Origin of the sequence: Williamsia soli (assembly GCF_017377795.1) — a bacterium.
GTDB lineage: Bacteria > Actinomycetota > Actinomycetes > Mycobacteriales > Mycobacteriaceae > Williamsia > Williamsia soli.
In genome coordinates this window covers 348,096-360,598 of the sequence record NZ_JAFRDR010000004.1, presented here as the reverse complement: position 1 = coordinate 360,598, position 12,503 = coordinate 348,096, and the positions used below count along the sequence as shown (strand labels likewise).

The 12,503-nt window shown below is 65.7% G+C and carries 13 protein-coding genes; 8 read left to right on the top strand and 5 right to left on the bottom strand.

The window, feature by feature from the left end:
• Window positions 1-116 precede the first annotated feature (116 nt).
• Window positions 117-1,037, top strand: a complete 921-nt coding sequence (locus J3S28_RS13695) for an SURF1 family cytochrome oxidase biogenesis protein (protein ID WP_307797109.1) — start codon at window positions 117-119, stop codon at window positions 1,035-1,037.
• On the opposite strand, the gene J3S28_RS13690 is transcribed toward J3S28_RS13695, so the two are convergent.
• On the bottom strand, window positions 969-1,898 hold the full coding sequence (locus tag J3S28_RS13690) for a cobalamin biosynthesis protein (RefSeq protein WP_207841419.1): 930 nt from the start codon (window positions 1,896-1,898) through the stop codon (window positions 969-971). The genes J3S28_RS13695 and J3S28_RS13690 overlap by 69 nt on opposite strands.
• Window positions 1,899-2,066: 168 nt before the next feature.
• Here J3S28_RS13690 and J3S28_RS13685 point away from each other — a divergent pair, with 168 nt between their 5' ends.
• The 4 genes from J3S28_RS13685 to J3S28_RS13670 are packed head-to-tail and all read left to right on the top strand — an operon-like array spanning window position 2,067 to window position 6,233.
• Entirely contained in the window at window positions 2,067-3,410 is a 1,344-nt protein-coding gene (locus tag J3S28_RS13685; protein WP_207841280.1) for a sulfite reductase subunit alpha, read from the top strand.
• Window positions 3,411-3,418: 8 nt separating this feature from the next.
• On the top strand, window positions 3,419-4,267 hold the full coding sequence (locus J3S28_RS13680) for a spermidine synthase (RefSeq protein WP_207841279.1): 849 nt from the start codon (window positions 3,419-3,421) through the stop codon (window positions 4,265-4,267).
• 29 nt (window positions 4,268-4,296) lie between these two features.
• Entirely contained in the window at window positions 4,297-5,301 is a 1,005-nt protein-coding gene (locus J3S28_RS13675) for an isopenicillin N synthase family dioxygenase (RefSeq protein WP_207841278.1), read from the top strand.
• Complete coding sequence (locus tag J3S28_RS13670) at window positions 5,301-6,233, top strand: NAD-dependent epimerase/dehydratase family protein (protein WP_207841277.1); 933 nt, start codon at window positions 5,301-5,303, stop codon at window positions 6,231-6,233. The genes J3S28_RS13675 and J3S28_RS13670 overlap by 1 nt, the downstream gene beginning before the upstream one ends.
• Here the strand turns inward: J3S28_RS13670 and J3S28_RS13665 are convergent.
• The gene (locus J3S28_RS13665; protein ID WP_207841276.1) at window positions 6,225-6,911 is read right to left on the bottom strand and encodes a CPBP family intramembrane glutamic endopeptidase; all 687 of its coding nucleotides are present in this window, start codon (window positions 6,909-6,911) and stop codon (window positions 6,225-6,227) included. The genes J3S28_RS13670 and J3S28_RS13665 overlap by 9 nt on opposite strands.
• A gap of 255 nt (window positions 6,912-7,166) precedes the next feature.
• Here J3S28_RS13665 and J3S28_RS13660 point away from each other — a divergent pair, with 255 nt between their 5' ends.
• Both J3S28_RS13660 and J3S28_RS13655 read left to right on the top strand, forming a co-directional pair.
• Window positions 7,167-7,619, top strand: a complete 453-nt coding sequence (locus J3S28_RS13660; RefSeq protein ID WP_207841275.1) for a DUF4262 domain-containing protein — start codon at window positions 7,167-7,169, stop codon at window positions 7,617-7,619.
• 46 nt (window positions 7,620-7,665) lie between these two features.
• Window positions 7,666-8,928 (top strand): vWA domain-containing protein, encoded by a 1,263-nt coding sequence (locus tag J3S28_RS13655; RefSeq protein ID WP_207841274.1) that lies wholly within the window; start codon window positions 7,666-7,668, stop codon window positions 8,926-8,928.
• Window positions 8,929-9,004: 76 nt separating this feature from the next.
• Here J3S28_RS13655 and J3S28_RS13650 read toward each other — a convergent pair whose 3' ends face one another.
• On the bottom strand, window positions 9,005-9,772 hold the full coding sequence (locus tag J3S28_RS13650) for an ABC transporter permease (protein ID WP_207841273.1): 768 nt from the start codon (window positions 9,770-9,772) through the stop codon (window positions 9,005-9,007).
• A gap of 41 nt (window positions 9,773-9,813) precedes the next feature.
• The gene (locus tag J3S28_RS13645) at window positions 9,814-10,803 is read right to left on the bottom strand and encodes an ABC transporter ATP-binding protein (RefSeq protein WP_207841272.1); all 990 of its coding nucleotides are present in this window, start codon (window positions 10,801-10,803) and stop codon (window positions 9,814-9,816) included.
• Between the two features lie 96 nt (window positions 10,804-10,899).
• On the opposite strand from J3S28_RS13645, the gene J3S28_RS13640 reads away from it, so the two are divergent.
• Window positions 10,900-11,868 (top strand): helix-turn-helix transcriptional regulator, encoded by a 969-nt coding sequence (locus J3S28_RS13640; protein ID WP_207841271.1) that lies wholly within the window; start codon window positions 10,900-10,902, stop codon window positions 11,866-11,868.
• A 36-nt stretch (window positions 11,869-11,904) separates the two neighbouring features.
• On the opposite strand, the gene J3S28_RS13635 is transcribed toward J3S28_RS13640, so the two are convergent.
• Window positions 11,905-12,501 (bottom strand): class I SAM-dependent DNA methyltransferase, encoded by a 597-nt coding sequence (locus J3S28_RS13635; protein ID WP_207841418.1) that lies wholly within the window; start codon window positions 12,499-12,501, stop codon window positions 11,905-11,907.
• Window positions 12,502-12,503 lie beyond the last annotated feature (2 nt).

Sequence of the window (12,503 nt, the reverse complement as noted above, 5' to 3'; positions counted from 1 at the left end):
CGCAGCTTCTCGACCGCCCCTCTGCGGTCAACAATAACCATGCTCTCCCGCGCATCCGACGTCGCTGCCGCGGCCACCGGCGAACTTCATCTCGCGGCGCTCGGTACCGTATGGGTGTGCGAATCCTGCGGAACTTCCTACGTCCGGGCTGGATTGCGCTCGCGCTGGTGGTCGTGGGCTTCGCTGCCGCGTGCTTCTGGGTGCTGGCGCCTTGGCAGCTGGGCAAGAACTCGCAGAACGAGCACCAGAATGATCTGATCAAGCGAGCCGAATCGGCCGAGCCGGTACCGGTGGACGAGCTGTATCGAGATGGTCGGCCGATCACGGACGCCGAGTGGAGCCGGGTCCAGCTCACCGGTTCGTATCTGCCCGACAAGGAAGTTGTCGTCCGGCTGCGTTCGGTGGACGGCTCCCCCGCCTACGAGGTGCTCACGCCGTTCGCCGAGACCTCTGGCAGCACGTACCTGGTCAACCGGGGGTATGTGACCCCGGAACAGGGCACCGCGCTGCCACCTATCACGCCGGCGCCGACCGGACAGGTGACCGTCCAGGCCCGGATCCGGGCGTCGGAGAGCACCATGCCGGGTCGCGAACCCCGCACCGAAGCCGGGGCGATTCAGGTCTACTCGATCGATCCCGTGCTGATCAGCCGCACGGTGGACGTACCGCTGGCCGCCGGTTATCTGCAGTTGACCGATGGGCAGCCGGGCGCGCTCGGAGTCATCTCACTGCCGCAGCTCGAGACCGGCCCCTATCTGTCATACGGATTGCAATGGCTGGCCTTCGGGTTGATGGCCCCCCTCGGGCTGGGCTATTTCGCGTGGTCGGAGATCAAGCAGCGTCGGGCGAACGCAAGCGGTACCGACGTGCCACCCCGCAGGCCACGCGAACGGGGCAAGCAGACCAGGGAGGCGCTCGCGGCCTCGTCGACGCACCGCGAGAGTGCGTCCGCGCGGGGTGTCATCGGTTCAGGTCCTACGGGCGACAACGGTTCGAACCAGAAACTGACCGACCGCTACGGCCGCGAGCGCACCTAGCTGCACCTGGCGCGACAGCGTCGTCGCCCGCGTCACATCGCGGACGGTCGGCGGCGCACCACGGCCCAAGACGGGTCGCGAATCCGTGCCGTGCCGGTAGACGGTGATCCCTCCAAGACTCACCCCGAGAACACCGGCGAACGACGCCTCGACCACCCCGGCGTTGGGGCTCGGATGGGCCGCGGCATCGCGTCGGACGGCTGCCGCCCCGGACCGGCGGTCGGGCCCGATCGCGAGTACCAGGACTGCGGTCAGCCGGGCCGGCAGGTAGTTGGCAACGTCATCGAGTCGGGCACTGGCCCATCCGAAGCGGAGATACCGGTCACTTCGGTAGCCGACCATCGCGTCGAGGGTGTTGACCATCCGGTAACCCAGCAGTCCCGGCACACCGGCGACAGCACCCCAGAACAGCGGTGCGACAGCAGCGTCGGAGGTGTTTTCTGCAACGGACTCGACGGTCGCCCGCGCCATTCCTGCGCTGTCCAGGCTGGCCGGATCGCGCCCACACAGACTTGGGATGAGTGCACGGGCAGAGTCGACGTCGTCGGCCGCGAGCGCCTCACCGAGGCGCTCGCCGACCGCGGTCAGCGAGGTTCCGCCGAGGGCGATCCACGTCGCCACCGCCACGGCCACGGCTCCGCCGCGTCGACCCAGGTAGCCGGTTCCGATGACCCCGCCTACGCAGATTGTGGTGAAAGCCGCACCAGCCCAGCGCGAATCGCGGTAGATCAGTTTTTCGAGGGAGCCGGCGACGTTTCCCATGCCGGCAACAGGATGCAGGCGCACGGGATCACCGAATACGTGGTCCAGCAGGTAACCGGCGCTCAGGCCCGCGGCCCGCGTCCACACATCTGATGCCATGTAGGTCAATATCTCAGACACCGACCACCTGCCACGACCGCCACGGGTGCGAACGGGACCGGCAGCTGGTGAGGGTACCCTCATCCTCGCCAGGTGCCGCTTCAACGTCGCAGCGGTGCCCGGCCCACTGCAGATGCGGGCGAGCACATCGAGAACAATGACAGGCATATGAAAACTTCCAATCTGCCCGGCGATGCCCAGTACACCGGGGACCAGCGGTTGTGGCTGTCGGGATTCCTGGCAGGTTTCGACTCAGCCGTCGCCGGGACCACGCGGGACGACGTGCTGGCCACCGCGCTGGAGGCACTCCGCGAACTCGACACCGTCACCGCTCCTGAAGTGCGTCCTGCCCAGGAAGCTCCGGGCAAGTCGGACAAACCGAAACGATCACCCTGGACCCGGAAGAATCCGTACAGCGCCAAGCTCGTCGCCAACCGGCCATTGCGTGGTTCCGAATCCGGCAAAGACGTTCGGCACGTGGTGTTCGACCTCGGCGACAGCGACATCGACTACGAGGCAGGCGACGGGCTCGGTGTCCGGCCGGTCAACGATCCCGAGCTCGTCGCCGCGCTGATCGAGCGCATCGGCGCCGATCCCGGCGAGTCGATCACCACTCGCACGGGCGAGTCGACACTCATCGATCTGCTGACCTACGAGTACGAGATCTCGCTACCGACCCGCGAGCTCATCGACCACGTCGCCGACCGGACCGGCGACGCCGAATTGGTACACGTGCTCTCCACCGAAGAACGCGAAGCCCTCGAAGGCTGGCTGTGGGGCAAAGATGTCCTCGACCTGCTGGACCTGGATCCGAATCTGGAGATCAACGCGGCCCAACTTCTCGAGTTGCTGCGACCGCTGGCACACCGCGTGTACTCGATCTCGTCGTCGCCACTCACCCACAAGGGCATGGTGCACCTGACGGTGGCCGCGGTGCGGCATCGTTCCGCGCAGCGCGACAGACGAGGACAGTGTTCGACGTATCTCGCTGATCGGGTGGGCGCAGGCAACACCGCCGGTGTGTTCTTGTCCAAGAACCGCTCGTTCCGCCTGCCCGCAGACGACGCGGCGCCGGTCATCATGGTCGGCCCCGGGACCGGCGTCGCGCCCTTCCGCTCGTTCCTCTACGAGCGCAAGGCCCGCGGAGCCACCGGAACCAATTGGCTGTTCTACGGAGACCAATACCGCGCAACAGATTTCATGTACGAAGACGAGCTCGTGCAATTCCAGCGCGACGGTGTCCTGCACCGTCTGGACCTCGCGTTCTCGCGCGATCAGAAACAAAAGATCTACGTGCAGGACAGGATGCGGGAGCACGGGCAGGAGTTGTTCCGCTGGCTGGACGTCGGCGCCTACTTCTACGTGTGCGGGGACGCCGCGCAGATGGCTCGGGACGTCGACACCGCGCTCCACGACGTGATCGCCGAGTACGGCGGCCTCGACGAGGAAGCCGCGGAAGATTATGTGAACACGCTCAAACGCGAAAAGCGTTACCTGCGCGACGTGTACTGAGTTTCTCGGTGGCGAAAGGACGCAGGAACACGCGATCGCGGAACGCCTCTGTCGGCAGCGAGGCGGCTACGGGGCCCGAGCCCGGTGTCTATCCGATCGACACCGGTACCTGCGAGCTGATCCGCGACCACCTCACCGACGGCTGGATCATCACCGTCAACGGGGCGCAGAGTTCACACATCAACCTCGCAGACCCGGCCCAGCTCGATTTCGAGTACATGCAGTGGATCGCGGAAATCGCGAAGGAACACTGGGAGTCCGACGCCCGGTTACGGGTCCTGCATCTCGGCGCCGGAGCATGCACGCTGGCCCGGTACTTCGCTGCGACGTATCCCGCTGCACGGCAGGTGGCAGTCGACATCGATCAGCGGCTGACCGAACTCGTCCGTGAGTGGTTCGACCTGCCACGTGCCCCATTGCTGCGCCTGCGGGTCGGCGACGCCCGCGCCGTCACGGAGTCGCTGACCGAGTCCACCCGCGACCTGATCATCCGCGACGTCTTCGCCGGCACCCGGACCCCACAGGCCCTGACGACTCTCGAGTTCACCCAGGAGGTTCGCAGGGTCCTCGCCCCCGGCGGCATCTATGTGATCAATTGCGGTGACACGCGAGATCTCTCGCTCGCCCGCTCCGAAGCCGCGACCCTCGGCGCTGTTTTCGAACAGCTGACCGTGATAGCCGATCCCGCCATGCTCAAGGGCCGGCGTTACGGCAACATCGTCATCGCGGGCAGCGACGTGCCGTTCGGCGACTCCCCCGCGCTGACGCGCAATCTCCTTGGTGGTGTCCCCGCACAGGTCTGGCTCGATCCCAAGGTGCGCAGCTTCGCTGCGGCAGGGAAGGTCCTGCGGGACTGATCGGCCGTGAGGCGGCTACGGTGGAAACCGTGCTTCCAGTGATAGAACTCGATGAGCTGGCCACCGCCGAGGGGCGGGCACGCCTTCGTGACGTGACGCACGAGGTCGGCTTCTTCTATCTCGACGGCCATGGCGTCGACGAAGAGTTGATCTCACGGGTGCGCGCCGCCGCCCGGGCGTTCTTCGCACTGCCCGAGCACGACAAGCTCTCGATCGCGATGATCAACAGTCCGCATTTCCGTGGATACAACCGGCTCGGCGGCGAGTTCACCAATGGCAAGATCGATTGGCGAGAGCAGATAGACATCGGTCCCGAACGCGAGCCCGTTCCCGGCGCCGACGGGTACATGCGCCTGCAGGGCCCCAATCAGTGGCCTGCTGCACTTCCCGAATTACGGAGTGCGGTCGGCGAATACAACGATGCGCTTGCCGGCGTCGCTCTGCGGCTCCTGCAGAACTGGGCGGCAGGCCTCGGCGCCAACCCGCACATCTTCGACAGCGCGTTCGCCGAGGCCCCCGCAACCCTGCTCAAACTCGTTCGTTACCCCGCGCGAACGGGGGCAGCGGTGGCAGGCGATCAGGGTGTGGGGGCGCACAAGGACTCGGGCGTACTGACACTCCTGCTCCTCGAACCGGGGTCGGCAGGACTACAGGTGGAGGCCACCGACGGCAGCTGGCTCGACGCCCCGCCGCGTGCGGGGGCGTTTGTGGTGAACGTCGGCGAGATGCTCGAAGTGGCCACCGGCGGTTACCTGCGGGCGACCAAACACCGGGTAGTCACCCCACCGGGTGCCGCCGAACGCCTGTCGATCCCTTACTTCTTCAGCCCGGCCCTCGACGCTGTGATCCCGACCATCGCGTTGCCGAAGACGTTGGCAGACAAAGCCCGTGGCGTCGAACAGGATCCGGCCAATCCCCTGTTCACCACGTACGGCGAGAACACCTGGAAGAGCCGGACCCGCGCTCACCCCGACGTCTTCGCGAAGTGGTATCCGGCAGAGGCCGCCGCTCGCACGGCGAACTCGGGAACTTGATGCGCGTGTTCCTCACCGGCGGCACCGGGGCCATCGGGCGATACACCGTCCCGGCGCTCATCCGCGGTGGACATGCGGTTACCGCGTTGGCACGGTCAACTCAGAAAGCCGATTGGCTCAGACGCCAAGGCGCTACGCCCATCGCTGTCTCCCTCTTCGACCGCGAAGCTCTCGCCCGAGCCTTCGACGGACATGACACCGTGGTCAATCTCGCGTCCGCACTACCCAGCACCATGCGCTTCGCGAGTTCGAGGGCATGGCGCGACTGCACCCGAATCCGCGGTGAGGGCTCGGCGACTGTCGCGGCGGCCGCAGCGGTGGCCGGGATCGAGCGGATCATCCAGGAATCGGTCACGATGATCTATCGCGACAACGGCGCGAACTGGACCGACGAGGACGCGCCCGTCGAGGCTTATCCGATTGCACGCACGAATCTGTCCGCGGAGGCAAACATCCGAGGTTTTGCGCACACCGGTGGGACGCCGATCATCCTGCGGTTCGGGCTGTTCTACGGTCCGGGCGCAACCCACAGCGAGCAGATCTTCGCCCTCGCCCGCCGGCACATTGGGCTCGTGTCCGGACGGCCGGATTCGTATCTGTCGTGCATCCACGTCTCTGACGGCGCCGATGCGGTCGCCGCCGCGCTCGGTGCCCGCGCGGGCACCTACAACGTCGTCGACGACGAGCCACTGACCAAGCTCGACCACGCTCGGGCCTGCGCTGATGCCGCAGGCGCGGCGATGTGGATACGGGGACCGGGACGCGCAGGATTGTTGGCCGGCCACCGGCTCACCTCGCTGACCAGGTCGGTGCGGGCCTCGAACACCCGATTCCGCGACGAGAGCGGCTGGCGTCCCGCGTACCCGAGTGCTCGCGAAGGCTGGGTTGCGACGGCCCGGGTGTTGACCGGCCCGCGCACTGGGTCAACCTGAGAGGTGCCAGGCGAGCGCCGCGGCCAACGCCCCACTTGCGTTGACTGCCCAGTGCAGTGCCATCGGGGCGAGCAAGCTGTCGCTGCGTCGTCGGAGCCAGATGAACAGCAGGCCGGACGTGCCTGTCAGCACCACCGCCCCCACGATCCCCGCGGTTTGGGCAGCGATCCCCGAGCCCAGCAGATCGGTCAGACCACCGTTTCCCGCCGTGAGCCCGAGGGACGACGCAACGTGCCAGAGCCCGAACAGGCCGGCGCCCGCGAGGTAGACCACCCGTACCGACGCCACGCGGACGAGCGTCGCGTTGAGGACACCGCGGAAGAGCAGTTCCTCCGGTATCACCGTTTGCAGCGGGATGATCACCAGCGCGCCCCACAATGCGACCGACACGCTGTCGTACCGGTCGGACAGGTACAGCGATCTGGTCAGCGGCAGCAGCGCACCACCGATAGCGATGACCGCCACCGGTATGAGGATCACCGCCGCGTACCTCAGGCCTCGGCGGTGCTGACTGCGCGCGAGACCGAGTTCGGCCCACGAGAACCCGCGCCGGCGTGCGTAAAGCAGGGCTACGAGTGCCCCTAGCGGCACCACGACCGAGATCGCATGCTCGACGGTGAAGTGCGCCAGCACGTTGATCAGTGCCAGCAGCCCGACCACCACCGCCACATCGCGCATCAGAAAACTGTATAGGCCCGTGAGCGCAGGGGTGGGCCGCGCGTGATGCAGAGAGGAACGCGGACGCGCAGCGCTCGTGAGCGCAGGGGTGGGCCGCGCGTGATGCAGAGAGGAACGCGGACGCGAAGCGGCCACGTGACGAGCGAAGAACGCGCACTAGGGCCCACGACGGAGCGAACAATCAAACACTGTCGGTGCCGTTGGCTAGGGTCCCGTCACAATCGATTTCTGCACCACCAGCCACAAGGGGGCATCATGCGCACACAGTCCGACCCGGTCGAGTTCGCTCATCGGGCGATCGCCAAGCGTTACTGGACCGTCACCGCTGTCCGCGCGGCTCAGCGGGTCGGGTTCCCGTCGTTTGCCTACACCACCGGGCTGACCTCACTCGGTCATCCCGAGCTGATCATCTATGGTCTCGAGCCCGGTGTCGCCGGGTCGATCCTCAACACGGTCGGGCATCGGATCGCCCGTGCCGGTGGACGTCTTGCGGTCGGTGAGCTACTCGCCGGGTTCATCGATGATGAGCGGGATCTGATGGTCATCGAAGCCCTGACCACGTCCGATCTACGGGTTGCCAATTCCGTGTACGGGTCGGTGTCTGCGTTGCAGCTGGTGTGGCCGGATGCTGCGGGCCACTATCCGTGGAGCGCGGGCTACGGCATCGCGAAGACGGTGCAACCGCTCGCGGGTTTGCCTGCCGCCTGAATGACATCGCCGGTGCGGCGGCCGACGTCCGATAGATAATGGGGCGATGGTCTCACTGACGCGCGGCGCCAACGCCACCATTCCCACCGGTTTGCTCAGTGTCGCGGTGTCGGGCGCCGCGCCTGGTTCTGTGGACGTGATGGCGTTCCAGTTGGCGGGCAACCGCAAGACTCGCACCGACGCCGACTTCATCTTCTTCAATCAGCCACGGTCGCCGGAGGGTGGCGTCGTGCTGTCCTCGGGGACCACGCTCGCGGTCGATCTCGCGCGAGTCCCTGCGGACGTCGACTGCATCGCGTTCGCGGTCGCCTGCGACGAGGGCTTCAGCTCGACGTTGGCGGCGCTCCCGGGGCTGGGCGCGTCGCTCAGTGGCAGCGGCGTGGCGGTCGAGTTGCCGGCCGGCGGTCTGACCACCGAGCGGGCAGCGGTGCTGGGTGAGATCTACCGGCGTGGCGGCGAGTGGAAGGTCCGCAACGTCAGCGCCGGGTGGGATCGGGGGTTCGCGGATTTGGTGCGTGAGCACGGTGTCAGCGTCGATGACGACCCAGCGCCTGCCGCGGCAGCGTCGCCGTCATCTGAACCGGCAGTGAGAAGTGTTGCCGGAGAGGAGAAACTCTCCCTCGAGAAGCGTCAGCGCCTCGACATGCGGAAGCGTGAGGTCCATAAGGTCCTGCTGAGCAAGAATGCGACCGGAGTGCGCGCCCGGGTGATCATCGTCATCGACAAGACCGGCAGCATGACCCAGCAGTACTCCCGCAAGGTGGTGCACCGGGTGGTCGAGCGCATGCTGGCCGTCGCCACCCAGATCGACGACGACGGTCAACTCGAGCCGTACATGTACGCCCGCGGATTCGCGAAGGTGCCCGACATCAGCGTGGAGAACGTGGAGTCGTGGACCGAGGAATATCTGCACCTGTCCGGCACTCATGGGCGATTCGACTATGACTCGATCGGTCTCTCCAACGATGAGCTGCCGATCATGAACGAGATCTTGAACTCGGCGGTTCCCGGTCGACCCATGCTTGTTCTCTTCTTCACCGATGGCGGTTTCCGCAAGAAGGGGCCGATCAGTCAGTTGATGCGCGCGGCGTCGACAGCTCCGGTGTTCTGGCAGTTCGTCGGTATCGGCAGAGCCAATTACGGTGTGCTCGAACAACTCGACGAGATGGAGGGCCGCGCCGTCGACAACGCCGGGTTCTTTGCCCTCGACGACATCGATCAGGTATCCGATGACGAACTCTACAAACGCCTGCTCTCTGAGTTCCCCGATTGGCTCACCGCAGCCAGACGCGCGAACATCCTCCCCTGACACCGATAATGGGGCCTTTTGGCGACGCCCACCTGGGCATTTGTTCGCCAAAAGGCCCCACTATCGGGGGACGGGGTCAGGCGCGGGACGCCTTGCCCATCGCTCGGACACCGACCGCGAGGCCGCCGCACGCCATCAGCACCGCGGCCAACACACCACTCAGTACCGTCTGGGTGTCGAAGTCTCCGACGAACAGGACTCGTTCGGCTTCCACGACGTAGTGAAGCGGATTGATGTCGACGAGGAATTGCATCCACCGCGGCGCGTCATCGAGCGGCAACATCGTGCCCGAGAGGATGAGGAGCGGGAACATCAGGGTCTGCTGGACGGTCCAGAACACCCAATCCTGTTCGCGGACAGCCAGTGCGAGGCTGTACGACAAGGCGCCGAGGCCGACGCCGAACACTCCGAGGATGATGATGCCGATCGCCGCGCCGCCGAGGTTGATGTCGAAGCCCAGCGGTAGTCCGATGAGCAGGATGATCACTGCCTGGGCAGCCAGCGGCACCATTTCTTTGAGGGCTCGGCCGAGCAAGAGCGAACTGCGGCTCAGTGGTGTCACCAGCATGCGTTCGTGCGACCCGGTGTGCATCTCGTCCAGGAGATTCGCGCCCGTCATCGAGGTCCCGAAGATCGCGATCATGGCGAGGACTCCGGGGATGAACCAGTTCCAGACGTTGCCTGAATCACCGGCGCCGGGAACATCTTTGAGTAGTGGGCCGAACAGTGCCAGCAGGATGAGCGGTTGTACCAGCGAAAAGATGACGGTGAACGGGTCGCGGATGGTGGGCCGCAGTTCGCGGACCAGGACGATGAAGCTGTCTCGAACAAGGGTGGTTGCCATGGGGGCTCTCCTGAGTCTTTGGGGTCGAATGGGGTGGGTGGTCAGGCCACTGCGGTTTCACGCAGACTGCGACCGGTGAGGGTGAGAAAGACATCGTCGAGAGTCGGCCGCGACGACCGGGCAGAGCTGATGGTGATACCCCGCTCCGCAGCCGCGGTGATCAGGATCGGCAGCATGATATCGGCGCCTGCCACCTGCAGATCCACCGAGGTTCCGGTGATGTCTGCGCCATGGACATTGTCGAAGCCGGCGGTCAGACGCACCAGTTCGTCGGCGTCGGCGACCGAGCCCACAGACAATTCGACGCGGTCGCCCGCCAGGTTGTCCTTCAGCGCTGCCGCGGAGTCGTCGGCGATCACCGTGCCCTTGTCGATGACCACCACCCGTTCGGCCATCGCGTCCGCCTCATCGAGGTAGTGGGTGGTGAGGACGATCGTTGCGCCCGTCTCGGTGCGCAGTCGCTGTATGTGGGTCCACAGGTTCGCCCGACTCTGCGGGTCCATTCCCGTGGTCGGTTCATCGAGAAAGATCACCGGTGGCCGGTGCACGATGCCGAGCGCGATGTCCAGGCGGCGACGTTGACCACCCGACAACGTGCTCACCTTGCGACTCTCCATCCCCGTCAGGTCCAGCGCGGCGATGAGTTCGTCAGCACGCGAGGCACTTTCGGACTTCTTGATGCCGTAGCACAACCCCTGGGTCACCAACTCTTCGCGAACGCGCTGATTGTTTCCGCCGCCGTTACCCTGGCCGACGTAACCGATCTTGCGGCGGACGGCATCGGGGTCCTCCGCAATGTTGTGCCCGGCCAGCCACGCTGACCCCGAGGTGGGCCGGAGCAACGTGGTGATCATCCGAAGTGTGGTCGACTTACCGGCGCCGTTGGGGCCGAGGAATGCCACCAACTCCCCCTCCGCCACCGCCAGGTCGATGCCCTTCACGGCCTCCACCGTGTTCTTGCCCTGCTTGAAGGTCTTGGTCAGTCCGGCGACCTCGATGGCAGGTGTGGTGGTGCTGGATGTGATTGTCATGATTTCCCTCCGTTAGGTGCCCGTGAAATGCATTGACATGAAGCTATGACCCATTGAGGACAGATTCCGTCCTCAATCTCTGACATTGTGGAAAACATGTTGGACACCTCAGCGCGACTGCTCCGCCTACTGAGCCTGTTGCAAACTCGCAAGGACTGGTCAGGCGCAGATCTGGCGGAGCGACTGGACATCACGACGCGAACGGTGCGCCGCGACATCGACCGGTTACGCGAGCTCGGGTACCCCGTAGAGGCGAGCGTCGGAGTCGGCGGCGGGTATCAGCTGGGCGCCGGCGCCGAGATGCCGCCGCTGCTGCTCGACGACCAGGAGGTGCTGGCCGTCGCCCTCGGGCTGGGTGCAGGAGCCACCGGTTCAGTGGCCGGACTCGACGAGGCATCGGTGCGAGCCATGTCCAAACTCCGTCAGGTGATGCCGTCGCGCCTGCGGCACCGGCTCGACTCACTCCAGGTCGACGCCACCCCGACGCGGACCCCGGTCTCCCAAGTCGAGGCCGCGGTGCTGTCGGACGTCGCTGCGGTCTGCCACCGGCACGAGCGACTTCGCTTCGACTACCGGGCACGCGGTGGCGCGGAGAGTCGCCGCGAGGTCGAACCATATCGACTGGTGCGCAGCGGTTTACGGTGGTACCTCGTGGCGTGGGATCTCGGTCGCGACGACTGGCGGTCGTTCCGCGTCGACCGACTCACGCCGAAGACCCCAACCGGACCCCGATTCGTTCCACGGGAGCTGCCCGACGGTGGCGCTGCTGCGTACGTCGCCCGGAGCCTGGGTTCGGTGTATCGGCAGGCCACGGCGCGCGTCGAGATCCACAGCCCGCTCGAACGGGTGGCCGAGATGGTCGACGCGGATTGGGGTGTGGTCGAGTCGGGTGATGTGAACAGTTGCGAAGTGTCACTTTTCGGGCAATCCGTCAGCTCGATAGCGCGGTGGCTCTATGCATTCGACGCCGACTTCACCGTGATCGGGCCCGCCGAACTCCGCGAGGAATGCGCCGGTTTGGCCGACCATCACCTCAAGATCGCAGACCGCTACCGCAACGCCTGAGATCTCCCCTCTGCCGCCGCCATCTTTGCCGACCGGTCAGACCAAACCCTCGCGCTGCGCCACCGATTGTCGGTACACCCGCGAGAAGACATCGAGACGGAAGTCGGTGTCGAGGTATCCGGCTGTGTGGGCCAATTCCGAGTCTCGCAGCCGGTTGTGCACCTGGTCGCCGGTCTGCGGATACTCCTCGACCGGCCAGCGCCAATGCACCGCGATCAACTCACCGTCATCGGACAGCCCTGCCGTCGCATTCGCGATGACGGTGTCGAGTTGTGCGGGGTCGAGATAGTAGAGGACTTCGCTGAGAACGATGAGGTCGAACGTTCCGGTTGGCCAGTCGGCTACGAAATCCCGCGTCTCGACGACTACTCGTCCGCCCAACGGCTCCAGGCGCTCGGCGGCGATCTGCACTGCCTTGTCGCTGAGGTCCACCGCGAGCAACTGGTCGCATCGAGCCGCCAATTGCTCACTGAGCACCCCGATCGAACACCCCGCCTCGAACGCCGCGCCGTACCGCGGAGCTGACAAGGCCGCCAATGTCATCTGATATTTGCGCTGCTCGTACCACCGACTGGTGAAACCCCATGGATCGTCGCTGTCGCGATACATCTCGTGAAAGTAGCTCTCCTCCATCT